Origin of the sequence: Kitasatospora fiedleri, assembly GCF_948472415.1 — a bacterium.
In the GTDB taxonomy this organism is placed as follows: domain Bacteria; phylum Actinomycetota; class Actinomycetes; order Streptomycetales; family Streptomycetaceae; genus Kitasatospora; species Kitasatospora fiedleri.
This window is the reverse complement of the sequence record NZ_OX419519.1, coordinates 1346746-1371973: the sequence shown is the minus strand read 5'-3', so window position 1 is coordinate 1371973 and position 25228 is coordinate 1346746. Positions and strand designations below refer to the sequence as shown.

Sequence of the window (25228 nt, the reverse complement as noted above, 5' to 3'; positions counted from 1 at the left end):
GGTGTGGCCGTGCGAGTGCTGGGTGTGGACCCTGGGCTGACCAGGTGCGGAGTCGGGGTGGTCGAAGGGCTGCCCGGGCGGCAGTTGGCGATGCTCGGCGTCGGCGTGGTGCGCACGCCGGCCGAGGACGAGCTCGGCCCCCGGCTGCTCGCCATCGAGCAGGGCCTGGAGTCCTGGCTGGACCGGTACTCGCCCGAACTCGTTGCCGTGGAGCGGGTGTTCGCCCAGCACAACGTCCGCACCGTGATGGGCACCGCGCAGGCCTCCGCCGTCGCCGTGCTCTGCGCGACCAGGCGCGGCATCCCGGTCACGCTGCACACCCCCAGCGAGGTCAAGGCCGCCGTCACCGGCTCCGGCCGGGCCGACAAGGCCCAGGTCACCGCGATGGTCACCCGCATCCTCCGGCTGGACGCCCCGCCCAAGCCCGCCGACGCGGCGGACGCCCTGGCGCTGGCGATCTGCCACATCTGGCGCGGCGGCACCACCAACCGGCTGACCGCCGCGATCAAGGCGCACGGCGCGGGCGGCGGCTCCTGGCACGGCGCCGCGCAGCAGGACGGGCCCGAGCCGCAGACGGGCGCCCCCCGGGCGGCGTACGGCAGGGCGCCGGGCCGCTCGCGCAGTTCCCCGCGGCCCTGAGGGGCCCGGAGGTCGAGTAGGCCCGCCGCCCCGCCGGGTGCGGGGCGCGGCAAGCAATCGGAACCGTCGAGAGGAACGACTTCACCATGATCGCCTTTGTGCAGGGGCCGGTTGCGGTGGTGGGGGCCGGGGTGGCCGTGGTGGAGGTCGGCGGGGTGGGGATGGCGGTGCAGTGCACGCCGGCCACGCTGGCCCGGCTGCGGGTGGGGGAGGTGGCCCGGCTGGCCACCTCGCTGGTGGTGCGGGAGGACTCGCTGACGCTGTTCGGGTTCGCGGACGACGACGAGCGGGCGACCTTCGAGGTGCTCCAGGCGGCGCCCGGGGTCGGTCCGAAGCTGGCCCAGGCGATCCTCGGGGTGCACTCGCCGGAGGCGCTGCGGGTGGCGGTGGCGGGCGGTGACGAGAAGGCGCTGATCGCGGTGCCCGGCATCGGCAAGGCGAAGGCGGCGAAGCTGCTGCTGGAGTACAAGGACAAGCTCGGCGCCCCGCACGGCACCGTCCCGGCGCAGAAGCCGGTGGCCTCCGGCCCGGCGCCCTGGCACGAGCAGCTGCACTCCGCGCTGGTGGGCCTGGGCTACGCTCCGCGGGAGGCGGAGGAGGCGGTGGCCCGGGTGACGCCGGAGGCCGAGGCGCAGTCGGTGCCGGACGTCGGGGCGCTGCTGCGGCTCGCCCTGCGCGGGCTGAACCGGGCCCGCTGAGCCGGGCCCGCCGAGCCGGGCCCGCCGAGCCGGGCCCGCCGAACCGCCGTAAAGCAATGTGGCGATCCGTCGCCAAGTCGACATGGGGAGCAGTCTTCCGATGAGCCCGTACGAGCCCGAGCCCGTTGACGGTCTGCTGGCGGCGTCCGCCGACGGTGAGGACCAGGCGGTGGAGGCGGCGCTGCGGCCCAAGCTGCTGGAGGAGTTCATCGGGCAGGAGCGGGTGCGCGAGCAGCTCTCGCTGGTCCTCCAGGCGGCCCGCAAGCGCGGGGCGGCGCCGGACCACGTGCTGCTCAGCGGCCCGCCCGGGCTGGGCAAGACCACCCTGTCGATGATCATCGCGGCCGAGCTGAACGCCCCGATCCGGATCACCTCCGGCCCGGCGATCCAGCACGCGGGCGACCTGGCGGCGATCCTGTCCTCGCTGACCGAGGGCGAGGTGCTGTTCCTCGACGAGATCCACCGGATGTCCCGGCCCGCCGAGGAGATGCTGTACATGGCGATGGAGGACTTCCGGGTCGACGTGATCGTCGGCAAGGGCCCGGGCGCCACCGCGATCCCGCTGGAGCTGCCGCCGTTCACGCTGGTCGGCGCGACCACCCGGGCCGGGCTGCTGCCGCCGCCGCTGCGCGACCGGTTCGGCTTCACCGGGCACATGGAGTTCTACGCCCCGGCCGAGCTGGAACGGGTGGTGCACCGCTCGGCGGGCCTGCTGGACGTGGAGATCGACCCGGCGGGCGCGGCCGAGATCGCCGGGCGCTCGCGCGGCACGCCGCGGATCGCCAACCGGCTGTTGCGCCGGGTGAGGGATTTCGCGCAGGTCCGGCACGACGGCCTGGTCACCCGGGAGATCGCCGCGCGGGCGCTGGAGGTCTACGAGGTGGACGCGCGCGGCCTGGACCGGCTGGACCGGGCGGTGCTGGAGGCGCTGCTGAAGCTGTTCGGCGGCGGTCCGGTGGGCCTGTCCACGCTGGCGGTGGCGGTGGGCGAGGAGTCGGAGACGGTCGAGGAGGTGGCCGAGCCGTTCCTGGTCCGGGAGGGCCTGCTGGCGCGCACCCCGCGCGGGCGGATCGCCACCGCGGCGGCCTGGCGGCACCTGGGGCTGACCCCGCCGCCGGCGCCCGGCGGTCCGAGGCCGGGCCGGGGCGGGCAGCAGAACGGGCTGTGGGCCGACGGCCAGGCATAACTCGGCCGCCTTATCGGGAGTTTATGTGCATGCCAAGGCTCGCCACTTCCGGCGGCACACTGGCATGCTTGGCGTTGTCCGTTCAGTGCGGGTCGCCTAGACTCCGCCGGACCGCCCCTCTCACCCGACGGGCCGACGTATACGCACTGGTCGCCGAGAGCGGCCGTAAAGGACCCTGGCCGTGAACCTGATCATCCTCATCCTCCCGCTCCTCGCGATCTTCCTGATGTTCCGCTCGCAGAAGAAGCGACAGGCCCAGGCGCAGACCATGCAGTCCGCGCTGCAGCCGGGATCGGGAGTGCGCACCATCGGCGGCATGTACGCGCTGGTGAAGGCGGTCAACGACGAGACGGTCGAGCTGGAGGTCGCCCCCGGTGTGGTGGCCCACTACACCAAGGGCGCGATCGCGGCCGTCCTGGAGCCGCTCGAGTACGACGCGATCATCAACGGCCGCCCCGTCGAGGACGAGGCCGAGGAGGCCGTCGACGCGGATGCCGACGAGAAGCCCCTGAGCCTGTCCAAGGACGAGGCGAAGGCCGACGCCGAGGCTCCCGAGAGCAAGTAGTACGGTCGGGGGCACCCTCGACCAGCGGCATCCGCCGCAAGCCCAACAGGACCTCTTGGGCCGTCGTGCGTCCGCCGCCTTCCGCCCCCGCCAGCGCGGGGTCGGAGGCCGGCCGCCGGGCGGCATGGACAGGGAGAAACGAGCAAGGTGGCAACACCCAAGTCGCGGTCGCGCGACGGATACCCGGGACGGGCGCTGGCGCTCATCCTGGTGGTCACCGTCGGCCTTGTGGCCCTCATGTTCGGGACGGGCAACACCAAGCCCCGTCTCGGTATCGACCTCGCCGGTGGCACCAGCGTCACGCTGACCGCAAAGTCGGACGACCCCTCCGCGGTCAACAAGACCAATCTGAACACCGCGGTCGGCATCATCCAGAAGCGCGTCAACGGCATGGGCGTCTCCGAGGCGGAGGTGCAGACCCAGGGCAATGCCAACATCATCGTCAACATTCCCGACGGTGGTAACACGCAGCAGTCCATCGACAAGGTCGGCGACACCGCCAAGCTCTACTTCCGCCCGGTGCTGGCCGCCGAGCCGTCCGGCGTGGCCCCGCAGCCGGCCGACCCGTCCGCCTCCCCGGACGCCGCGGCCTCCGCCGCCCCGAGCGCGGGCGCCTCGGCCTCGGCCGGTGCCTCCGCCGCCGCGGGCTCCTCCGGCGCGGCCTCCGCCCGGCGTCCGCCTCCGCGTCCGCCAGCAAGGCCGGCCGCGCCCTCTCCGGCGCGCTCCAGGCCGACCCGACGGCCTCCGCGAGCGCCGGCGCCTCCGCCCCGGCCGCCCAGCCGAGCGCCCCGGCCTCCGCGCCCGCCGCCGACCCGGCCGCCGCGCCCACCCCGGACCCCGCCACCGCCGCGCTCCAGCAGCAGTACGCCGCGCTGGACTGCTCGGTCAAGGAGCAGCGCAAGAACTACCAGACCAGCGACCAGACCGCCCCGGCGCTGGCCTGCTCGTACGACGCGGAGCAGGGCCTCTGGTACAAGTTCGTGCTCGGCGGCGTCGCGGTGAACGGCTCGGACGTCACCAAGGCGCAGGCCGTGTACGACACCCAGACCGGCAAGGGCTGGATGGTCGACCTGTCGTTCAACGACGCCGGCTCCAAGGCCTTCGCCTCCACCACCGGCCAGCTGGCAACCCAGTCCTCCCCGGCCAACCAGTTCGCCATCGTGCTGGACGGCCAGGTCGTCTCCCACCCGTACGTGCAGGAGTCGATCACCGGCGGCAGCGCCGTGATCAACGGCAGCTTCACCTCGGACGACGCCAAGTCGCTGGCGAACGTGCTGAGTTACGGCGCGCTCCCGCTGGACTTCGTGAAGAGCGACGTCACCACGGTCTCCCCGCAGCTCGGCTCCGAGCAGCTGAAGGCCGGTCTGATCGCCGGTCTGATCGGCATGCTGCTGGTGGTCGCGTACTCGCTGGTCTACTACCGCGGCCTGGGCCTGATCTCGATCGCCGGCCTGGTCGTCTCGGGCATCCTGACCTGGTCGATCATGAGCCTGCTGGGCGCGGGCATCGGCTTCGCGCTGAACCTGCCCGCGGTCTGCGGCGCGATCGTCGCGATCGGCATCACCGCGGACTCCTTCATCGTGTACTTCGAGCGCATCCGGGACGAGGTCCGCGAGGGCGCCCAGCTGCGGGCCGCCGTGCAGCGCGCCTGGCCGCGGGCCCGGCGCACCATCCTGGTCTCGGACTTCGTCTCCTTCCTGTGTGCCGCGGTGCTGTACCTGGTGTCGGTCGGCAAGGTGCAGGGCTTCGCCTTCACGCTGGGCCTGACCACCCTGCTCGACGTCGTGGTGATCTTCCTGTTCACCAAGCCGCTGATCAGCCTGCTCGCCCGCACCAAGTTCTTCGCCTCCGGCCACCCGCTGTCCGGCCTGGACCCGAAGCGGCTCGGCGCCCGTCCGCCGCTGCGCGGCTCCCGCCGCCGTCCCACCACGACCCAGGAGGTCTGACCCATGTCGCTCCGCAACATCGGTCACCGCCTCTACCAGGGCGAGGTCTCCTTCGACTTCGTGGGCAAGCGGAAGATCTGGTACTCGATCTCCGCGGTGATCGTCCTGGTGGCCGGCATCGGCCTGGCCCTGGGCCTGCACCTGGGCATCGAGTTCAAGGGCGGCTCGGTCTACACCGTGCACAAGCCCGGTCTGAGCGCCTCCCAGGCGAAGGACACCGCCGACCGGATCATCGGCTCGCACACCGCGCTGGTGCAGACCACGGACAAGGGCGACGTCCGCATCCAGGTCAGCGCCCAGGAGTCGATCCCGGCGACCACCTTCACCAAGGAGTTCTCCGAGGCGGTCGGCGTCCAGGAGAAGGACGTCAACGCCCAGGTGATCGGCCCCTCCTGGGGCGCCGACATCTCCAAGAAGGCACTGACCGGCCTGATCGTCTTCATGGTGCTGGTCACCGTCTACATGGCGATCGCCTTCGAGTGGCGGATGGCGGTGGCCGCCCTGGTCGCCCTGATCCACGACCTCCTGATCACCATCGGCGTCTACGCCCTGGTCGGCTTCGAGGTCACCCCGGGCACCGTGATCGGCTTCCTGACCATCCTCGGCTACTCGCTCTACGACACGGTCGTCGTCTTCGACACCGTGAAGGAGAACACCCGGGGCCTCACCAAGCAGTCCCGCCGCACCTACAGCGAGGCCGCCAACCACGGCCTCAACCAGACCCTGGTGCGCTCGATCAACACCACGGTGGTGGCCCTGCTGCCGGTCTCCGCGCTGCTCTTCATCGGCGGCGGCCTGCTCGGCGCCGGCACCCTGAACGACATCTCGCTGGCCCTGTTCATCGGCCTCGCGGCCGGTGCCTACTCCTCCATCTGCGTGGCCACCCCGCTGCTCGCGCAGCTCAAGGAGCAGTCCCCGGACATGAAGGCGCTGGCCAAGCGGGTCGCCCAGCGGCGCGCCTCGGAGGCCAAGGCCGCGGCCGAGGCCGAGGCCCGGGGTGAGGACCCCGACAGTGCGGACGTGACCGGGGACGAGGTTCCGGCCGGTATGGTCGGACAGCGTAACCAGCCGGCCGGCCGCGCCCGAGGCAAGGGCCGGCCGTCCGGCAAGCGCTGACCCTCCGCGAAGGAACCCCCGTGACCTCCACCACCGACCCCGTCCTGTCCGAGCTGCTCAACAGCCGGATCCGGGACGTGCAGGACTACCCGAAGCCGGGTGTCCTGTTCAAGGACATCGCCCCCCTGCTCGCCGACGCCGAGGCGTTCGGCGTGCTGACCCGGGCGCTGGCCGGACGGGCGAAGGAGCTCGGCGCCACCAAGGTGGTCGGGCTGGAGGCGCGGGGGTTCGTGCTCGCCGCGCCGGCCGCGTTCGCCGCGGGCCTCGGGTTCGTCCCGATCCGCAAGAAGGGCAAGCTGCCCGGCGAGGTGTTCTCCCGCTCGTACGACCTGGAGTACGGGTCGGCGACGCTGGAGGTGCAGTGCGACGCGTTCGAGCCCGGCGAGCGGGTGCTGGTGGTGGACGACGTGCTGGCCACCGGCGGGACGATCGCCGCGTCGCTCGACCTGGTCCAGGAGGCCGGGGCGGAACTGGTCGGCGTGGTGGTGCTGATGGAGCTCGGCTTCCTGCCGGGGCGCGCGAAGCTCGCCGCGCACCTGCACGGCGCACCGCTGGAGACGCTCGTCGTGGTGTGACACCGCGCTGTTCGAGGGCCGCCCGGGAACACGACCGTTCCCGGGCGGTTCTCCGTTCGAGGCGGGCGCGCCGCCGCAGGGGGGCGCACTGTCGGTACGATGAAGGTTGATCCGACGTAGGAGTGTCCTTGCCCGACGAGGTTGTGCCCACGGCCGCTGCCGCCAGTTCCCGCTCTTCGCAGGGCGGGATGCGGGCTCGGCTCGCCCGGCTGGGCGGACAGCGCAGTTCGATGGTCAACCCGGTGCTGGAGCCGCTGTTCCGGACGATCCGGGCGAACGACCCCAAGGCCGACCCGGGGCTGCTGAAGGACATCGAGCGGGCGTACGCCGTCGCGGAGAAGTGGCACCGCGGGCAGAAGCGCAAGAGCGGCGACCCGTACATCACCCACCCGCTGGCGGTGGCCACCATCCTGGCCGAGCTGGGGATGGACGCGCCGACCCTGATGGCCGGCCTGCTGCACGACACGGTGGAGGACACCGACTACGGCCTGGAGACGCTCCGGCAGGACTTCGGCGGCTCGGTGGCGCTGCTGGTCGACGGCGTGACCAAGCTGGACCGGGTCAAGTTCGGCGAGGCCGCCCAGGCGGAGACCGTCCGCAAGATGGTCGTGGCGATGGCCAAGGACCCGCGGGTGCTGGTGATCAAGCTCGCCGACCGGCTGCACAACATGCGCACGATGCGCTACCTCAAGCGGGAGAAGCAAGAGAAGAAGGCCCGCGAGACGCTGGAGATCTACGCCCCGCTGGCGCACCGGCTGGGCATGAACACCATCAAGTGGGAGCTGGAGGACCTGGCCTTCGCCATCCTCTACCCCAAGATGTACGACGAGATCGTCCGGCTGGTGGCCGAGCGCGCCCCCAAGCGCGACGAGTACCTGGCCACCGTGATCGACCAGGTGCAGGGCGACCTGCGCGGGGCCCGGATCACCGCGCAGGTGACCGGCCGGCCCAAGCACTACTACTCGGTCTACCAGAAGATGATCGTCCGGGGCCGGGACTTCGCCGAGATCTACGACCTGGTGGGCATCCGGGTCCTGGTCGACACCGTCCGCGACTGCTACGCGGCGCTGGGCACCATCCACGCGCGGTGGAACCCGGTGCCGGGGCGGTTCAAGGACTACATCGCGATGCCCAAGTTCAACATGTACCAGTCGCTGCACACCACGGTGATCGGCCCCGGCGGCAAACCCGTCGAACTCCAGATCCGCACCTTCGACATGCACCGCCGCGCCGAGTACGGCATCGCCGCGCACTGGAAGTACAAGCAGCGCGCGGTGGCCGGCGCCTCCAAGGTGCGCACCGACACGCCCACCCACGGGCGGCAGCACGACAAGGCCGACGCGGTCAACGAGATGGCCTGGCTGCGGCAGCTGCTGGACTGGCAGAAGGAGACCGAGGACCCGAGCGAGTTCCTGGAGTCGCTGCGCTTCGACCTGTCCAGCAACGAGGTCTTCGTCTTCACCCGAAGGGCGACGTGATAGCGCTGCCCGCGCAGGCCACCCCGGTGGACTTCGCGTTCGCGGTGCACACCGAGGTCGGCTACCGGTGCATCGGCGCCCGGGTCAACGGCCGGCTGGTGCCGCTGGAGTCGACGCTGGAGAACGGCGACACGGTGGAGGTGTTCACCTCCAAGGCGGAGAACGCCGGCCCGTCCCGGGACTGGCTGAGCTTCGTCAAGTCGCCCCGGGCCCGGAACAAGATCCGCGCCTGGTTCTCCAAGGAGCGCCGCGAGGAGGCGATCGAGCAGGGCAAGGAGGCGATCGCCCGGGCGATGCGCAAGCAGGGCCTGCCGATCCAGCGCATCCTCACCGGGGACTCGCTGGTCACCCTCGCCCACGAGATGCGCTACCCGGACATCTCCTCGCTGTACGCGGCGATCGGCGAGGGCCACGTCGCCGCGCAGGCGATCGTGCAGAAGCTGGTCCAGGCGATGGGCGGCGAGGAGGGCGCGGTCGAGGACCTCGCCGAGACCGCCACCCCCTCGCACCAGCCGCGCGCGATGCGCCGCCGGGCCAAGGGCGACCCGGGCGTCATCGTCAAGGGCGTGGACGACGTCTGGGTGAAGCTGGCGCGCTGCTGCACCCCGGTGCCCGGCGACCCGATCGTCGGCTTCATCACCCGCGGCAACGGCGTCTCGGTGCACCGCGCGGACTGCGTCAACGTGGAGTCCCTCCAGCAGCAGCCCGAGCGGATGATCGAGGTCGAGTGGGCGGCCACCCAGTCCTCGGTGTTCCTGGTCGCCATCCAGGTGGAGGCGCTGGACCGCTCCCGGCTGCTCTCGGACGTCACCCGGGTGCTCTCCGACCAGCACGTCAACATCCTGTCGGCGGCCGTGCAGACCTCCCGCGACCGGGTCGCGATGAGCCGGTTCACCTTCGAGATGGGCGACCCCAAGCACCTGGGCCACGTGCTCAAGGCGGTGCGCGGCGTCGAGGGCGTCTACGACGTCTACCGGGTCACCTCGGCGCGCAACAGGTAGCCGCGGGTCCGGCGGCCCCGCGGCCGCTCCGGTCGCCGCCCGCCCCCGCCCCGCCGACACTGGCCGGGTGGGGGCGGTCGGCTTTCCGGGAGGCAGCGTGCACGGCATACGGCTCAGGACGACGGCGGTCGGCGCGGCGGCGGCCGCGGCGCTGGTGGCCGGCTGCGGCAGCGGCTCGGGCGGCTCCGGCGGCCCGGCGGCGAGCGGCACCGGCAGCGCGGTGACGGCCGGCGCGGCGGCGGCCTCCGCGCCCGGGGACAACGGGGTGGCCGGGCTCCCGGCCGACCAGGCCCTCCAGCGGGCGGTGCAGGGCCTCCGGGACGCGGGCACCGTCCGGACGGCCGGCACGCTGAGCACCCGGGGCGCGCGGATCAGGGTGGACCTGCGGCTGAACACCGCCGGCGACTGCACCGGCACGCTCGGCCAGCTCGGCGTCGGCAGCTTCGAGGTGGTCAAGGCCGGTCCGCAGCTGTGGGTGAGACCCGACCAGGAGTTCTGGCAGACCCACGGCGGATCGGCGATGTCCGACCGGGTCGGCGACCGCTACCTGCGGACCACCAGCGACAACCCGGACTTCGCCGAGATCACCGAGCTGTGCGACCTGACCGCGCTGGCCGACCGGCTCGGCAGCGCGGGGAGCGGCGTGACCCGGGGCGAACCGGCCACCGTGCAGGGCCGCCCCGCCCTCGCGCTGAGCGGCGGCTCCGGCACCGGCACCCTGTACGTGGCCACCACCGGCGCGCCGGTGCCGCTGGAGCTGGAGCAGGACACCGGGAAGGTCGAGTTCAGCGAGTTCGGCACCCCCGTCCCCGGCGCCACCCCCGGGCCCGACCAGAGCCTGGACCTGGACCAGCTGGAGTCGCCCGCCGCCACGCCCTCGGTGGTGTGACCCCGCACGCGAAGGGCCCGCACGCGAAGGGCCCGTACGTGAGGGCCACGCACGCGAAGGCCACGTACGCGAAGGGCCCCCGTCCGGCGCGGACGGGGCCCTCTCGGCGGTGCCGGGTCAGGAGGTGAACTCCTGGAGCGACTTCTGGGCCTGGTCGAGCAGCGCCTGGCGGCCCTCCAGCTCGGCCTCCAGCTTGGCGGCCCGGGACGTGTTGCCCGCGGCGCGGGCCTTGTCCAGGTCGGCGCGGAGCTTGTCGACGGCGGCTTGGAGCAGGGCGGTCATGCCGGTGGCGCGGGCCCGGGCCTCCGGGTTGGAGCGCTGCCACTCGGCCTCCTCGGCCTCGCGGACGGCGCGCTCCACCGCGCTCAGCCGGCCGTCCAGCTTCGGGCGGGCGTCGCGCGGGACGTGGCCGATCGCCTCCCAGCGCTCGGAGACGTCGCGCAGCGCGGCCTTGGCGGCCTTCAGGTCGGTGATCGGCAGGATCGCCTCGGCCTCGACCAGCAGCGCCTCCTTGGCCTTCTGGTTCTCGCCCTGCTCGGCGTCGCGCTCGGAGAACGCGGCGGACCGGGCCTGGAAGAAGACGTCCTGGGCGCCGCGGAAGCGGGCCCACAGCTCCTCCTCCGCGTCCCGCTGGGCGCGGCCGGCGGCCTTCCACTGGGTCATCAGGTCGCGGTAGGCGGCGGCGGTCGGGCCCCACTCGGTGGAGCCGGACAGCGCCTCGGCCTCGGCGACCAGCTTCTCCTTGACCGAACGGGCCGACTCGCGCTCCGAGTCGAGCGCCGCGAAGTGCGCCTTGCGGTGCTTGGAGAAGACCGAGCGGGCGTGCGAGAAGCGGTGCCACAGCTCGTCGTCGCTCTTGCGGTCCAGCCGCGGCAGCGCCTTCCAGTTGTCGACCAGGGCGCGCAGCCGGTCCCCGGCCTCCCGCCACTGCTCGGACTCGGCGAGCTGCTCGGCCTCGGCGACCAGCGCCTCCTTGGCGGCGCGGGTCTCCTCCTGGGCCTTGGCCCGGGCGGCCTTGCGCTCGCTCTGCCGGGTCTCGATCTCGCCGGCCAGGGTGTCCAGGCGGGCGGCGAGCCCGGCCAGGTCGCCGACCGCGTGCGCCTCGGCGACCTGGGCGCGCAGGTGCTCCAGCGCGGCCTGCGCCTCCTTGGCGGCCAGGTCGGTCTTGCGCACCCGGTGCTCCAGGAGGGCGGTCTCCGCCTCCAGGCCCTGGAACTTGCGCTCGAAGTAGGCGAGGGCCTCCTCGGGGGAGCCGGCCTGCCAGGAGCCGACCTGGCGTTCGCCGTCGGCCGTCCTCACGTAGACGTTCCCCTGCTCGTCGACACGGCCCCACGGGTCGCTGCTCACAGCGCCTCCTCCACATGACGCCACGCCCACGGGCGGGAGCGTCGTCCACAGTTGATGTGCGGCGGACCGATGGAGCCCGCCGTCCCGAGCCGCCGTTGTTCTCGCGCCGAGGGTGACGGCCGACGGTCTGGGCACCCTATACAACAGCAACATAGGCGACCAGCGCCGGTGCTGTCCGCATCCGGCGCCGGTCGATTTTCGCGGCGGGTCAGCCCTTCGCGGCGGTGATGCTGGTGACGTTGACCGGAGTGGCGGGCGCGCCGTCGCCGCCGCCGCCCTGGACACCGGCGTCGGCGATCTTCTGCAGCACGTCCAGGCCGCCGGTGATCTTGCCGAACGGGGTGTAGCTGGGCGGCAGTTGGGTGTCCTTGTAGACCAGGAAGAACTGGCTGCCGTTGGTGTTCGCGCCGGAGTTGGCCATCGCGACGGTGCCCGCCGGGTAGGTCGCGCCGGTGAGGTTCTCGTCCGCGAACTGGTAGCCCGGGCCGCCCGTTCCGGTGCCGGTCGGGTCGCCGCACTGCAGGACGTAGATGCCCTCCGTGGTCAGGCGGTGGCACTTGGTGCCGTCCCAGAACTGCTGACCGGCCAGGAAGACGAAGGAGTTGACGGTGTGCGGGGCCTTCGCCGCGTCCAGGCTGAAGGTGACCTTGCCGGCCGAGGTGTCCATCGTCGCGGTGTACGCGGCGGCGGTGTCGATCGACATCGCGGGCTCGGTGGCCCACTGCTTGCCGCTGGCGGACGGGGACGGCGCGGCGGAGGCGGCCTTGTCGTCCTTCTTCCCGTCCGAGTCGAACGCCTCGGTGGCGACGGCGGAGACGCCGCCGATCACCACGACGGCCAGCACCCCGGCGACGATCGCGCTGCGCTTCCTGCGCTTGGCGGACGCCTCGGCGCGCGCCTGCATCTGGCGCTCGTACTTCTCACGGGCGAGCTGCCGTCGCCGCTGTTCGCTGCTGACCACCGGACGTGTCTCCTGGGATGTTGTAGTGGGGGGACTTCGAGCTGGCGTGCACGGATCATCGCACCCGTCGGCGGCCCAGTGTAAGGACCCCGCGCGTCAGGACGGGATCAGCGCGAGATGAGAAAGCCCTGAACGCACCGGACAACCGGTTCGCCCGCGGCCCGGTGCCGCCGGTAGGCTGCGGGGGAAAAGCAGACCGCCACCGCATGAACGAAGGACTCGCGTGTTCGTCGCCGGATTCCCCGCCGGGGCCTGGGGCACCAACTGCTACCTGGTCGCACCCGCCGCCGGCGAGGAGTGCGTGATCGTCGACCCGGGCCACGAAGCGGCCGACGGCGTCGAGGAGTTGATCCGCGAGCACCGGCTCAAGCCGGTCGCGGTGCTGCTCACCCACGGACACATCGACCACGTCGCCTCGGTGGTCCCGGTCTGCGGCGCGCAGGGCGTACCGGCCTGGGTCCACCCCGCGGACCGCTACATGCTGGCGGACCCGGAGAAGGCGCTAGGGCGCTCGCTCGGGCAGCAGCTGATGGGCTCGATCACCGTCGGCGAGCCGGACGACGTCCGGGAGTTGACCGACGGCGCCGTGCTGGAACTCGCCGGGCTCCACCTCACCGTCGACCACGCCCCCGGCCATACCGGGGGGTCGGTGACGTTCAGGACACCCGCCGCACCGGACGTCCCGCCGGTGCTCTTCTCGGGCGACCTGCTGTTCGCCGGCTCCATCGGGCGCACCGACCTCCCGGGCGGAGACAGCGCGGCGATCATGCGCTCGCTGGCCCGGGTGTGCCTGCCCCTCGACGACGCGACCGTGGTGCTCTCCGGCCACGGCTCCCAGACCACCATCGGCCGAGAGCGCGCCACCAACCCCTACCTCCAGCAGGCGGGCGGTGCGTTCGGCGCGCCGGCCTTCCCGCGACGAGGAATGTGACGGAAGAGAAGTTGAGCACCTTCACCGCCCCCAAGGGCACCTACGACCTGCTGCCGCCCACCTCGGCGACCTTCCTGGCGATCCGCGAGGCGATCGCCGCCCCCGCCCGCCGGGCCGGGTACGGCTACATCGAGACCCCGGTCTTCGAGGACGTGAAGCTCTTCTCCCGCGGTGTCGGGGAGTCCACCGACATCGTCACCAAGGAGATGTACAACCTGACCACCCGGGGCGGCGACGAGCTCGCGCTGCGCCCCGAGGGCACCGCCTCGGTGCTGCGCGCCGCCCTCCAGGCCAACCTGCACAAGCAGGGCAACCTGCCGGTCAAGCTCTGGTACTCCGGCAACTACTACCGCTACGAGCGGATGCAGAAGGGCCGCTACCGGCAGTTCTCGCAGGTCGGCGCGGAGGCGATCGGCGCCGAGGACCCGGCCCTGGACGCCGAGTTGATCATCCTGGCCGACGACGCCTTCCGCTCGCTCGGCCTGTCGAACTACGCGCTGCTGCTCAACAGCCTCGGCGACAGGCAGTGCCGCCCGGTCTACCGCGCCGCGCTGATCGCGTTCCTGTCCGGCCTCGACCTGGACGAGGAGACCCGCCGCCGCGCGGAGATCAACCCGCTGCGGGTGCTGGACGACAAGCGCGAGGCGGTGCAGGCCCAGCTCACCGACGCCCCGATGCTGCGGGACTTCCTCTGCGAGGACTGCAAGGAGTACGACGAGAAGGTCCGCGACCTGCTCACCCGCGCGGGCGTCGCGTTCACCGACGACCCCAAGCTGGTCCGCGGCCTGGACTACTACACCCGCACCACCTTCGAGTTCGTGCACAACGGCCTCGGCGCCCAGTCCGCGATCGGCGGCGGCGGCCGGTACGACGGCCTGTCCGAGATGATCGGCGGCCCGGCGCTGCCCTCGGTCGGCTGGGCCCTCGGCGTGGACCGCACCTTCCTGGCGCTGGAGGCCGAGGGCGTCGCCCTCGACCTGCCGGCCGGCACCGAGGTGTACGCCGTCGCGCTCAGCGAGGAGGCGAAGACCGTCCTGTTCGCCACCGCGGTCGAGCTGCGCCGCGCCGGGGTGGCCACCGACCTCGCGTTCGGTGTCAAGGGCATCAAGAACGCCATGAAGTCCGCCGACCGGTCGGTGCGCGCTACGCCCTGATCGCGGGCGACCGGGACCTCGCCGAGGGCGTGGTCCAGCTCAAGGACATGGAGTCCGGCGAGCAGACCCCCGTCGCCCTGGCGGCGCTCGTCACCACCCTGAAGGAGAAGCAGCTGTGATCCGCACGCACGACGCGGGCACGCTCCGCGCGGAGCACGCCGGCACCACCGTCACCCTGGCCGGCTGGGTGGCCCGCCGCCGTGACCACGGCGGCGTGGCCTTCATCGACCTGCGGGACGCCTCGGGCACCGTGCAGGTCGTGGTCCGCGACCTGGAGTCGGTGCACGGGCTGCGGTCCGAGTACTGCGTGAAGGTGACCGGCGAGGTCCGGGTCCGCCCCGAGGGCAACGAGAACCCCGACATCCCGACCGGCGCGGTCGAGGTCGTCGTGGAGTCCATCGAGGTGCTGTCCGAGGCCGCGCCGCTGCCGTTCCAGGTCGCCGAGTACGAGCCCGGCTCGGTCAACGAGGAGGTGCGGCTGCGCTACCGCTACCTCGACCTGCGCCGCGAGGGCCCGGCCCGCGCGCTGCGGCTGCGCTCGAAGGTCAACCACATCATCCGCACGGTGATGGAGGAGAACGACTACCTCGACATCGAGACCCCGTACCTGACCCGCTCCACCCCCGAGGGCGCCCGCGACTTCCTCGTCCCGGTCCGCCTCCAGCCGGGCCACTGGTACGCCCTGCCGCAGTCGCCGCAGCTGTTCAAGCAGCTGCTGATGGTGGCCGGCATGGAGCGCTACTACCAGATCGCCCGCTGCTTCCGCGACGAGGACTTCCGCGCCGACCGGCAGCCCGAGTTCACCCAGCTCGACGTCGAGGCGTCCTTCGTCGACCAGGAGGACGTGCTGGCCCTCGGCGAGAAGATCGTCGGCCGGATCTGGCAGGAGGTGCACGGGTACGAGATCCCGAACCCGCTGCCCCGCCTGACCTACGCCGACGCGATGGCGCGCTACGGCTCCGACAAGCCGGACGTCCGCTTCGGCCAGGAGCTCACCGACCTGACCGAGTACTTCAAGGGCACCGGGTTCCGGGTCTTCCAGGCCCCGTACGTCGGCGCGGTCGTGATGCCCGGCGGCGCCTCGCAGCCCCGCAAGCAGCTCGACGCCTGGCAGGACTGGGCCAAGGCCCGCGGCGCCCGCGGCCTCGCGTACGTCCTGGTGGACGCCGAGACCGGCGAGCTGCGCGGCCCGGTCGCCAAGAACCTGTCCGAGGAGCACCTGGCCGGCCTGGCCGCCGCCGCGGGCGCCAAGCCCGGCGACGCGGTGTTCTTCGCGGCCGGCAAGAAGACCCCCTCGCAGGAGCTGCTCGGCGCCGCCCGCCTGGAGATCGGCCGCCGCTGCGGGCTGATCGACGAGTCGCAGTGGGCCTTCCTCTGGGTCGTGGACTTCCCGATGTTCGAGCCGATCGAGGACGACAAGGGCGAGTTCCAGGGCTGGCACGCCGTGCACCACCCCTTCACCGCGCCGACCGCCGAGTCGCTGGCCACCTTCGACACCGACCCGGGCAGCGCGCTCTCCAACGCCTACGACCTGGTGCTCAACGGCTCGGAGCTGGGCGGCGGTTCGATCCGCATCCACCAGCGCGACGTGCAGAAGCGGGCGTTCGACGCGATCGGCCTGTCCGAGGAGGAGGCCGCCGCGCAGTTCGGCTTCCTGCTGGACGCCTTCAACTACGGCCCGCCGCCGCACGGCGGCATCGCGCTCGGCCTGGACCGCGTGGTCACCCTGCTGGGCGGCTACGACACCATCCGGGACGTCATCGCCTTCCCGAAGACCTCCACCGGCGGCGACCCGCTGACCGGCGCCCCCACCCCCATCACTCCGGCCCAGCGCCGCGAGGCCGGGGTGGACGCCCAGCCCAAGGCCAAGGACAACGCCAAGGACGCCAAGGACGCCGCCAAGGCCGGTGCCGGGAGCGAGGCCGAGCCCACCGCCTGACCCCCGCCCCGGGTGCCCCGCCGAGTTCTGACGGGGCATCACGGAGATCACGATTCGTCCCGGCCCCGGCCGGTGCGCGCCCACCAGGAGTAGGCTGCCACCGCCCGGGGCCGGACCGCTGCACAACGGGGTGCAGGGCGCACGAGGGATCAAGGATGACCGTACGCACCAGAGTTGAACTCCCCACCGACACCGCCGAGACCCGGCGGGTGCACATGGCGGCCTTCCCAGGCCCCGAAGAGGCGGACCTGGTGGACGCGCTGCGCCGCGACGCCGCCTGGCTGCCCGCCTTGTCCCTGGTCGCCGTGGACGAGCGCGAGGTCGTCATCGGCCACGCCCTGCTCACCCGGCTGCGGATCGGCAACGGCCGGGGCCTGGCCCTCGCGCCCGTCGCGGTCGCCCCCGAGTGGCAGCGCAAGGGCGTCGGCACCGCCGTGGTGCGGGCCGCGCTGGCCGCCGCCGCCGAGGCCGGCGAGCGGGTCGTGGTGGTGCTCGGCGACCCGGGCTACTACGGCCGGTTCGGCTTCGCGCCCGCCTCCGGGCACCGCATCACCGGGCCCTTCGACGTCCCCGACGGGTACTTCCAGGCCCTGCCGCTGCCCGGCGCCGGCGGCGTCCCGCACGGGATGTGCCGCTACCCCGCGCCGTTCGCCGAGGTCTGAGCGCCCGCCTCCGGGACCGACCGGCCGCCACCGGTCGCCCGGAACTGCACCTCCAGGTGCAGCCGGCAGGACTCCGCGAACGCCGCCATGGCCGGCGTCTCCGCCCGCCCCGGCGCCCGGAACAGCCCCACCAGGCTCGGCCCCAGCCCGCGCACCGGCAGGCAGCGCACGTCCGGGCGGCTCGCCCAGCGGCCCACCGCGCGCGGCGCGAACCCCACCCCCTGCCCGCAGGCCACCGCGGCCATCCACTCGTCCGCGTTGTGCGCCACCGCCCCGATCCGCACCGGCCGCCCGCCGCGCTCCGGCGCGCCCAGCCAGTACTCCCGCCACACCCCGGCCTGCTCCGGGATCGCCACGAACGGCTCGTCCCACAGCTCCGCCGCGTCCAGCGCGGTCCGGGCCGCCAGCCGGTGGTCGGCCGCCAGCACCACCCAGCGCTCCTCGGTGCCCAGCGGCGCGTGCGCGTACCGCTCGGCCATCGACGCCGGGGCGTGCCACAGCGCCAGGTCCAGCTCGCCCGAGGCCAGGCCGGAGGACTCGTCGAACCAGTCGTTCTGCCGCAGCCGCACCCGCCAGCCCGGCATCCGGCGGGTGAAGTCCTTCACCACCGCCCGGCCCAGCAGGTTGATCGTCGACCCCTCGAAGCCCACCCGCAGCTCCCCGCCGGCCTCCGCCGCCGCCAGCCTGGTCGCCCGCAGCGCCCCCTCCCAGCCCGCCAGCAGCTCCGCGGCCCGCGCCACCAGCTCCGCGCCCGCCGCGGTCGGCACCGCCCCGGTCCGCGAGCGCCGGAACAGCTCCACCCCCAGCTGCCGCTCCAGCGCCCTGACCTGCCGGGTCAGCGTCGGCTGGCTCACCCCCAGCCGGGCCGCGGCCGCGGTCAGCTGGCCCTCCTCGGCGACCGCGGTCAGGTAGCGCAGCATCCGGGTGTCCACATCCATGCCCCCAGGTTATGGAGCAAGGCATTGGACCCGGGCCCCGGGGGTGCCGCAGAGTGGTCCGGCCTTCCCCGGCGCGCACGGCACCGGCGGCACGGGGGACCGCCGGTGCCCGCCGGGGAGGGGTGCCCGTGGGCCGCCCGAACTGCGGCGGCGCCCGGCGGCCCTTAGCCTGAGGGATCGTCAGCGTCGACGACCCGGTGAGCGGAGGGCACACCCGTGGCGGCACCCAGCACAGGCAAGGCGGGCAGGGCGGGCAGCAGCACAGGCAAGGCGGGCGGCGCGGGCAGGGCGGGCAAGAAGCCCCGCCGGGCCGAGCGGATGCCCAGGAAGCTCTACGAGGACGAGCTGCTCCGCCTCCAGCGCGAACTGGTCATGCTCCAGGAGTGGGTGCGCACCGAGGGCGTCCGGATGGTGGTCGTCTTCGAGGGCCGGGACGCGGCCGGCAAGGGCGGCGCGATCAAGCGCGTCACCGAGTTCCTCAACCCCCGGATCGCCCGGGTGGTCGCCCTGCCCGCCCCCACCGAGCGCCAGCGCGGCCAGTGGTACTTCCAGCGCTACGTCGAACAGCTCCCGGCGGCCGGCGAGATGGTGCTGTTCGACCGCTCCTGGTACAACCGGGCGGGCGTCGAGAAGGTGATGGGCTTCTGCACCGACGAGGAGTACTGGCAGTTCCTGCACCAGTGCCCCACCTTCGAGCGGATGCTGGTCGAGGCCGGCATCCTGCTGCGCAAGTACTGGTTCTCGGTCAGCGACGTCGAGCAGGAGCGCCGCTTCCGCGACCGGCTGCACGACCCGATGCGGCAGTGGAAGCTCTCCCCGATGGACGTCGAGTCCCTCACCCGGTGGGAGGACTACTCGCGGGCCAAGGACGAGATGTTCGTCTACACCGACATCCCCGAGTCACCCTGGAACGTGGTCGAGAGCGACGACAAGCGGCGCGCCCGGATCAACATGATCGCCCACCTGCTGTCCACCGTCCCGTACCACGAGGTGGTCAGGCCCGCCGTCGCCCTGCCGCCCCGCCCCGAGCCGCGCGGCTACCAGCGCCCGCCGCGGGACCTGCAGAAGTACGTCTTCGACCACGCCGCGACGGTGCTGGCGCAGGCCGGGAAGTAGGGTCGAGCAATGGCGAAGTACTTCGACGTGCACCCCGAGACGCCCCAGCCGCGCACCGTCGGCACCGTGGTGGCGAGCCTCCGGGACGGCGCCCTCATCGCGTACCCGACCGACTCCTGTTTCGCCCTCGGCTGTCGCCTCGACAACCGGGAGGCCCTGGACCGCATCCGCACCATCCGGCGGCTCGACGACCGCCACCACTTCACCCTGATGTGCCAGGACTTCGCCCAGCTGGGCAAGTTCGCCCAGCTCGACAACAACGTCTTCCGCGCCGTCAAGGCCGCGACGCCCGGCAGCTACACCTTCATCCTCCCCGCCACCAGGGAGGTGCCGCGCCGGCTGCTGCACCCGAAGAAGAAGACCGTCGGCGTCCGCATCCCCGACCACGCCGTCACCCAGGCGCTGCTGGCCGAACTCGGCGAACCCATGGTCTCCAGCACCCTGCTGCTGCCCGGCGAGGAGGAGCCGATGACGCAGGGCTGGGAGATCAAGGAGCGCCTCGACCACGTGCTGGACGCGGTGGTCGACTCCGGCGACTGCGGGACGGTGCCGACGACGGTCGTCGACTTCTCCGACGGGGTGCCGGAGATCGTCCGCTACGGCGCGGGCGACCCGGAACGCTTCGAATGACGGCCCGGCCCCGGCCGGGGCCGGCTGTCGGAGCCGTCGCATAGGCTCGGGGCGTGGACGAGCCCGACCTTTTCACCCATGCCGCCGAGGAACGCCAGAGCGCCGAGCCGGGGCGCGCCCCGCTCGCGGTGCGGATGCGGCCGCGGACGCTGGACGAGGTGGCCGGGCAGCGGCAGCTGCTCAAGGAGGGCTCGCCGCTGCGCCGGCTGGTCGCCGGGTCGCGCGGCCCGGCGGCCACCAGCTCGGTGATCCTCTGGGGGCCGCCCGGCACCGGCAAGACCACGCTGGCGCACGTGATCAGCCAGGCGGTGGAGGGCCGGTTCGTCGAGCTCTCGGCGATCACGCACGGCGTCAAGGAGGTCCGGGCGGTGATCGAGGGCGCCCGGCGGGCGGTCGGGATGAGCGGCCGGGAGACGGTGCTGTTCCTGGACGAGATCCACCGCTTCTCCAAGGCCCAGCAGGACTCGCTGCTGCCCGCCGTGGAGAACCGCTGGGTCACCCTGATCGCCGCGACCACCGAGAACCCGTACTTCTCGGTCATCTCCCCGCTGCTGTCGCGGAGCCTGCTGCTCACCCTGGAGTCCCTCACCGACGAGGACGTCCGCACCCTGCTGCGCCGCGCCACCACCGACGAGCGGGGCCTGGGCGGCAGCGTGGAGCTGAGCGCGGAGGCCGAGGACCACCTGGTGCGGCTGGCCGGGGGCGACGCCCGGCGGGCGCTGACCACGCTGGAGGCGGCGGCCGGGGCGGCGCTGGAGCAGGGGGAGAAGCTGCTGACCCTGGCGGCGACCGAGACGGCGGTCAACCAGGCCGCGGTGCGCTACGACCGGGACGGCGACCAGCACTACGACGTGGCGAGCGCGCTGATCAAGTCGATCCGCGGCAGCGACGTGGACGCCACGCTGCACTACCTGGCCCGGATGATCGAGGCCGGGGAGGACCCGCGCTTCATCGCCCGCCGCCTGATGATCTCCGCCAGCGAGGACGTCGGCCTGGCCGACCCGACGGCGCTGTCCACCGCGGTGGCCGCCGCCCAGGCGGTCGCGCTGATCGGCTTCCCGGAGGCCCGGATCATCCTCTCCCAGGCGGCGATCGCGCTGGCCCTGGCACCCAAGTCGAACGCCGCGTACCTGGCCATCGACGCCGCCCTGGCCGACGTCCGGCAGGGCCTGGCCGGCGCGGTGCCCGCGCACCTGCGGGACGCGCACTACGGCGGGGCGAAGAAGCTCGGGCACGGCAAGGGGTACCAGTACCCGCACGACCTGCCGGAGGGCATCGCCGCGCAGCAGTACGCGCCGGACGAGGTGCACGGCAAGGAGTACTACCGGCCGACCAGGCGGGGCGGCGAGGCCCGGTACGCGGACATCGCGGAGTGGACCAGGGCCCGGCTCAAGGGGGAGTGACCGTCCCGTATAGTAGGGGGGTGTGTCCCGGGCCCGGGGTTCCGCGAGGAGCGACCGGCCGCACCAGCGGGGCACCGAACCGGGGCCTCCCGCGAGGGAGTTCCCCCAGGAGCGGCGTGCACCGGTCTTCGGTGTCGCGGGCCTCCCACCACCCTTCCCGGTCGTGGGTGCCCCGTGTGCAAGCACATAGTGCCCGGTCGCGGAGAGCGGCTGACCGTCCGGCAACGGGCGGTTTTTCTCCGGGCCGCGAGAAGCGTCCTCCGTCAACACCTGGTGACAGCCGTATCTGAACAGGAAAAGGAAACATGGCGAACCAGAAGCGCCCCAAGGTCAAGATCGCCCGTGCTCTCGGCGTTCCGCTGACCCCGAAGTCCGTCAAGTACTTCGAGGCCCGTCCGTACCCGCCCGGCCAGCACGGCCGTGGCCGCAAGCAGAACTCTGACTACAAGGTCCGTCTGACCGAGAAGCAGCGTCTGCGCGCGCAGTACGACCTCAGCGAGAAGCAGATGGCGCGTGCCTTCGAGGCCGCCAAGAAGGTCGAGGGCAAGACCGGCGAGGCGCTCGTCGCCCTGCTGGAGGTCCGCCTCGACTCCCTGGTCCTGCGTTCGGGCATCGCCCGCACCATCTACCAGGCCCGCCAGATGGTCGTGCACGGTCACATCGAGGTCAACGGCTCGAAGGTCAACAAGCCGTCGTTCCAGATGAAGCCGGGCTACGTCGTCACGGTGAAGGACAAGTCCAAGGAGAAGGTCCCCTTCCAGGTGGCTCGTGAGGGCGGCAACGCCGGCGAGGGCCAGACCCCGAAGTACCTCGAGGTCAACCTGAAGGCCCTGGCCTTCCGCCTGGACCGCGCGCCGCAGCGCCGCGAGGTTCCGGTCGTCTGCGACGAGCAGCTCGTCGTCGAGTACTACTCGCGCTGACCCGCGAGCGGAACGCCCCCCCGGTCCTCGGACCGCGGGGGCGTTTCCCGTTCCCCGGGGCCGTCCGCCGCGGGCGGGTCGAGGGCGCGGCGGACGGCGGCGTCCAGGCCGAGCCGGGAGCCGAGCCGGAAGGCCGCCGCGTGCTCCTCGCCGCCGAGGCCCGCCCGGGCGCGCCGCTCGCACTCCAGGTGCGGGCCGTTGAAGGAGCGGGAGCCGAAGAACGGGGTGCCGACGGCCCGCCAGAGCCGGTGCGCGGCGCCCTGCAGGACCCGGGCCTCGCGCAGGTCGGCGTCCGCGCCCTCGGTGGCCAGCAGGGCCAGCAGGTCCATCGCCAGCACGATGCCCAGCAGGTCGCGGAACAGGTGGTTGAGCCGCATCGACTCGCGGGCCAGGGTCCGGGCCGTCCGCAGGTCGCCGGCCTGCCGCCGGGCGAAGGCCATCGCGTACAGGCAGTAGCCGTACGCCCACTGCTCGCCGTGCTCCTCGCAGGTCTCCCGGAGCCGTTCGATCCCGGCCCGGCCGCCCTCCTCGTCGCCCTGGAAGAGCCGGGCGAGGGCGAGTTCGAACCTGGCCATCAGGACGTTGGAGTTGAGCTCGCCGAGGGTGTCGTAGTGCCACAGCGCCTCCTCGAACAGCTCGGCGGCGCGGGCCGGGTCGTCGCCGATCAGGGCGGCGCAGCCCTGCCGGTGGACGGCGTAGGCCAGCGCCCGGTCGTCGCCGGTGTCCTGGGCCTGGCGGCGGCACTCCTCCAGGGCGGGGCGGGCCCGGTCCAGGTCGCCCTGGAGGGTGGCGAGGTAGCCGGTGACCCAGAGCGCCTTGGCCCGGGCGTCGGTGGGTTCGGGGGCGAGCGCGAGGGCCCGGTCGAGCCAGTGCCGGCCCTCGCCGAGGTGACCGGTGCCGACCCAGAAGTACCAGAGGGTGCCGGCCAGCACGAGGGCGAGCTGCTCCTCGCCGGGTTCGGCGAGCGAGAACTCCAGCGCGGCGCGCAGGTTGGGGTGGGCGAGCCGGGTGCGGTCGGCGGTCTCGGCCTGGCGGGGGCCGAACCACTCGACCTCGCCCCAGGTGGCGACGCCGAGGTACCAGTCGCGGTGGCGGCGGCGCAGCCGGGGGCCGTCGCCGCCGGCCCGCAGCCAGTGCGCGCCGTACTCGCGCAGGGTGTCGAGCATCCGGAAGCGGACGGCGCCGTCGCCGTCGAGGCGCTCCAGGACGGACTTGTCGACCAGCGAGTCGACCAGCCCGAGCACGTCGTCCGGCTCCAGGCCGCGCCCGGCGCAGACGTACTCGACGGCGTCCAGGTCGAAGCCGGCGGCGAAGACCGAGAGGCGGGCCCAGAGTAAACGTTCCTGCATGGTGCAGAGTTCGTGGCTCCAGCCGATCGCGGTGCGCAGCGTGCGGTGCCGGGGCGGGGCCGTCCGGGCGCCGCCGGTGAGCACCCGGAAGCGGTCGTCCAGCCGGGCCGCCAACTGCTCGACGGAGAGCGCGCGCAGCCGCCCGGCGGCCAGCTCCAGGGCCAGCGGGATGCCGTCCAGCCGGCGGCAGAGCAGGGCCACCCCGGCCCGGTTGCCGGCCTCCAGCCGGAAGCCCGGCCGGACGGCCGCCGCGCGGTCGGCGAACAGTAGCATCGCCTCCGGGTCCGGCCCGCCGCCGCCCCGCCCCCGCCGTCGGCCGCCGCCTCGTACGGCAGCGGGGCCAGCGGCAGCAGGTGCTCGCCCGCGGTGCGCAGCGACTGCCGGGAGGTGGCGAGCACCCGCAGGCCGGGCGCGGCGCGCAGCAGGGCGTCCGCCAGCTCGGCGCAGGCGTCGACCAGGTGCTCGCAGCCGTCCAGCACCAGCAGGGCCCGGCGGTCGGCGAGTTGCTCGACCAGCACGTCCAGCGGCGGGCGGGCGGTGTGGTCGGTCAGGTGCAGCGCCTCCAGCACGGCGTGGCCGAGCAGCAGCGGGTCCTGCACGGGGGAGAGCTCGGCGAGGTGCGCGCCGTCCGGGAAGCCGTCGGCCAGCCGGGCGGCGGCGCGCAGCGCGAGGCGGGACTTGCCGACGCCGCCCGGGCCGGTCACCGTGACCAGCCGGGCCCGGGCCAGCAGGGCGGACAGCTCGTCGAGTTCGGCGGCCCGGCCGACGAAGCTGGTGACCTCGGCCGGCAGCCGGCCCGCCGCCGTGCTCGCCATGGACGCCCCCGCCGCTAGGAAACCCGGAACCCGCCGACCCGCGTTCCGCGAGCCAAACCCCCAACGAGGTGACCTGACGGTAGGTTACGCGCCGAATCCGCCGGTCCGGCCGGGCCGGGGCGGGCCCGCCGGCGGATATACCGGTCGGGGGACGGGCCGCCGTCGCGATAGGGTTCCAGTGGAAGTTGGCTGACTTCCGCAAACACAGCGAGGGAGCGCGCGAAGGTGTCCGTGGGAGAGCTGGCCGGGCTGCTGGTGGCCGTCTTCTGGGCGGTCCTGGTCACCCTGCTCGCCGTGGTGCTGGTGCGGCTGTCCAAGGTGCTGCGGGAGGCCACCGGGTTGGTCTCCGCCGTCACCGAGCAGGCCGTCCCGCTGCTGCGGGACGCGAGCAGCGCCGTGCACAGCGCGCAGGAGCAGCTGGAGCGGGTGGACGAGATCACCGCCAACGTGCAGGACGCGGCGGCCGACGCCAAGGCGCTGTCGTCCACCGTGGCCGCCACGCTGGGCGGGCCGCTGGTGAAGGTGGCCGCGTTCAGCTACGGCGTCCGCAAGGCCGTCTCCCGGCAGCAGGCCGGGCCCGGCGCGGTGCCGCAGCAGGCGGGTGAGCGCGAGGAGTTGGCCCGGCTGATCCGGGCCGAGGTGCGGGCCGCGACGGCGCCGCGCGGCGGGCTGCTGGCCCGGGTCCGCCGGGCCGTGAGGGGCTGACGGCGATGGTGCGCAGGATCTTCTGGATGGCGGTCGGCGCGGGCGCCACCGTCTGGGCCATGAACAAGGCCAACGAGGCGGTGCACCGCCTCACCCCGGACTCGCTGTCCGGCACCGCCGCCCGCGGCGCGCTCCACCTCGGCGACGCGGCCAAGCGCTTCGCCCGGGACGTCCGGGCCGGCATGGACGAGCGCGAGCGCGAGCTGCGCGCGGACCTCGGCCTGGACGGCACGGCGGTCGTCGAGCCGCCCCGCCGCCGCGCGCT

General features: G+C 73.3%; 19 protein-coding genes and 4 pseudogenes. 18 read left to right on the top strand and 5 right to left on the bottom strand.

The features are described 5' to 3' along the window. Positions 1 to 9 precede the first annotated feature (9 nt). From ruvC to QMQ26_RS06620, 9 genes and pseudogenes are all read left to right on the top strand, one after another. Entirely contained in the window at positions 10 to 639 is a 630-nt protein-coding gene (ruvC, locus tag QMQ26_RS06660) for a crossover junction endodeoxyribonuclease RuvC (RefSeq protein ID WP_282205079.1), read from the top strand. Positions 640 to 725: 86 nt separating this feature from the next. Then, entirely contained in the window at positions 726 to 1337 is a 612-nt protein-coding gene (gene ruvA, locus QMQ26_RS06655; protein ID WP_100835289.1) for a Holliday junction branch migration protein RuvA, read from the top strand. Between the two features lie 100 nt (positions 1338 to 1437). Further along, positions 1438 to 2523 carry a Holliday junction branch migration DNA helicase RuvB gene (ruvB, locus tag QMQ26_RS06650; RefSeq protein ID WP_282205078.1) on the top strand — a complete coding sequence of 362 codons (1086 nt, stop codon included), beginning with the start codon at positions 1438 to 1440 and terminating at the stop codon, positions 2521 to 2523. Positions 2524 to 2704: 181 nt separating this feature from the next. Beyond that, positions 2705 to 3088 carry a preprotein translocase subunit YajC gene (gene yajC, locus QMQ26_RS06645; RefSeq protein WP_233533830.1) on the top strand — a complete coding sequence of 128 codons (384 nt, stop codon included), beginning with the start codon at positions 2705 to 2707 and terminating at the stop codon, positions 3086 to 3088. Positions 3089 to 3235: 147 nt separating this feature from the next. Continuing rightward, positions 3236 to 5034: pseudogene (gene secD, locus QMQ26_RS06640) on the top strand (protein translocase subunit SecD). A 3-nt stretch (positions 5035 to 5037) separates the two neighbouring features. After that, the gene (secF, locus tag QMQ26_RS06635) at positions 5038 to 6150 is read left to right on the top strand and encodes a protein translocase subunit SecF (protein ID WP_100835285.1); all 1113 of its coding nucleotides are present in this window, start codon (positions 5038 to 5040) and stop codon (positions 6148 to 6150) included. A gap of 20 nt (positions 6151 to 6170) precedes the next feature. Continuing rightward, positions 6171 to 6725, top strand: coding sequence for an adenine phosphoribosyltransferase (locus tag QMQ26_RS06630; RefSeq protein ID WP_100835284.1), 555 nt, complete (start codon positions 6171 to 6173; stop codon positions 6723 to 6725). Positions 6726 to 6913: 188 nt separating this feature from the next. Further along, positions 6914 to 9204, top strand: a pseudogene (locus QMQ26_RS06625) (RelA/SpoT family protein). 97 nt (positions 9205 to 9301) lie between these two features. Continuing rightward, positions 9302 to 10093: a hypothetical protein gene (locus QMQ26_RS06620; RefSeq protein WP_282205077.1), complete on the top strand. Its 792-nt coding sequence runs from the start codon at positions 9302 to 9304 to the stop codon at positions 10091 to 10093. A gap of 117 nt (positions 10094 to 10210) precedes the next feature. On the opposite strand, the gene QMQ26_RS06615 is transcribed toward QMQ26_RS06620, so the two are convergent. Both QMQ26_RS06615 and QMQ26_RS06610 read right to left on the bottom strand, forming a co-directional pair. Then, a complete protein-coding gene (locus QMQ26_RS06615) occupies positions 10211 to 11440 on the bottom strand; it encodes a DUF349 domain-containing protein (protein ID WP_100835281.1) in 1230 nt (409 codons plus the stop codon). Between the two features lie 208 nt (positions 11441 to 11648). Continuing rightward, positions 11649 to 12401: a peptidylprolyl isomerase gene (locus QMQ26_RS06610; protein ID WP_282205076.1), complete on the bottom strand. Its 753-nt coding sequence runs from the start codon at positions 12399 to 12401 to the stop codon at positions 11649 to 11651. 223 nt (positions 12402 to 12624) lie between these two features. Between QMQ26_RS06610 and QMQ26_RS06605 the strand changes: the two genes are divergently transcribed. The 4 genes and pseudogenes from QMQ26_RS06605 (at position 12625) to QMQ26_RS06590 (ending at position 17087) form a co-directional block, all read left to right on the top strand. Then, entirely contained in the window at positions 12625 to 13332 is a 708-nt protein-coding gene (locus tag QMQ26_RS06605; RefSeq protein ID WP_100835279.1) for an MBL fold metallo-hydrolase, read from the top strand. A gap of 11 nt (positions 13333 to 13343) precedes the next feature. Continuing rightward, positions 13344 to 14605: pseudogene (hisS, locus tag QMQ26_RS06600) on the top strand (histidine--tRNA ligase). After that, entirely contained in the window at positions 14602 to 16425 is a 1824-nt protein-coding gene (gene aspS / locus QMQ26_RS06595; RefSeq protein ID WP_100835277.1) for an aspartate--tRNA ligase, read from the top strand. Before hisS ends, aspS begins: the two are co-directional and overlap by 4 nt. Before the next feature lie 155 nt (positions 16426 to 16580). Further along, positions 16581 to 17087, top strand: coding sequence for a GNAT family N-acetyltransferase (locus QMQ26_RS06590; RefSeq protein WP_282205075.1), 507 nt, complete (start codon positions 16581 to 16583; stop codon positions 17085 to 17087). Here QMQ26_RS06590 and QMQ26_RS06585 read toward each other — a convergent pair. After that, positions 17060 to 18025, bottom strand: a complete 966-nt coding sequence (locus QMQ26_RS06585) for a LysR family transcriptional regulator (RefSeq protein WP_282205074.1) — start codon at positions 18023 to 18025, stop codon at positions 17060 to 17062. The genes QMQ26_RS06590 and QMQ26_RS06585 overlap by 28 nt on opposite strands. A gap of 318 nt (positions 18026 to 18343) precedes the next feature. On the opposite strand from QMQ26_RS06585, the gene ppk2 reads away from it, so the two are divergent. The 4 genes from ppk2 to rpsD all read left to right on the top strand — a co-directional run bounded on the left by ppk2 (position 18344) and on the right by rpsD (position 22094). Then, entirely contained in the window at positions 18344 to 19141 is a 798-nt protein-coding gene (gene ppk2, locus QMQ26_RS06580) for a polyphosphate kinase 2 (protein ID WP_100838353.1), read from the top strand. 9 nt (positions 19142 to 19150) lie between these two features. Next, entirely contained in the window at positions 19151 to 19771 is a 621-nt protein-coding gene (locus tag QMQ26_RS06575) for an L-threonylcarbamoyladenylate synthase (protein WP_282205073.1), read from the top strand. 53 nt (positions 19772 to 19824) lie between these two features. Further along, entirely contained in the window at positions 19825 to 21174 is a 1350-nt protein-coding gene (locus QMQ26_RS06570; protein ID WP_100835273.1) for a replication-associated recombination protein A, read from the top strand. A gap of 305 nt (positions 21175 to 21479) precedes the next feature. Beyond that, positions 21480 to 22094, top strand: a complete 615-nt coding sequence (gene rpsD / locus QMQ26_RS06565) for a 30S ribosomal protein S4 (protein WP_100835272.1) — start codon at positions 21480 to 21482, stop codon at positions 22092 to 22094. On the opposite strand, the gene QMQ26_RS06560 is transcribed toward rpsD, so the two are convergent. Next, on the bottom strand, positions 22082 to 23716 hold the full coding sequence (locus QMQ26_RS06560; protein WP_282205072.1) for an ATP-binding protein: 1635 nt from the start codon (positions 23714 to 23716) through the stop codon (positions 22082 to 22084). The genes rpsD and QMQ26_RS06560 overlap by 13 nt on opposite strands. A 164-nt stretch (positions 23717 to 23880) precedes the next feature. Next, positions 23881 to 24258, bottom strand: a pseudogene (locus QMQ26_RS38170) (AAA family ATPase); the annotation flags it as partial. A 225-nt stretch (positions 24259 to 24483) separates the two neighbouring features. Here QMQ26_RS38170 and QMQ26_RS06550 point away from each other — a divergent pair. Next, positions 24484 to 24963, top strand: coding sequence for a DUF948 domain-containing protein (locus QMQ26_RS06550; protein WP_100835270.1), 480 nt, complete (start codon positions 24484 to 24486; stop codon positions 24961 to 24963). Positions 24964 to 25228: the final 265 nt, after the last annotated feature.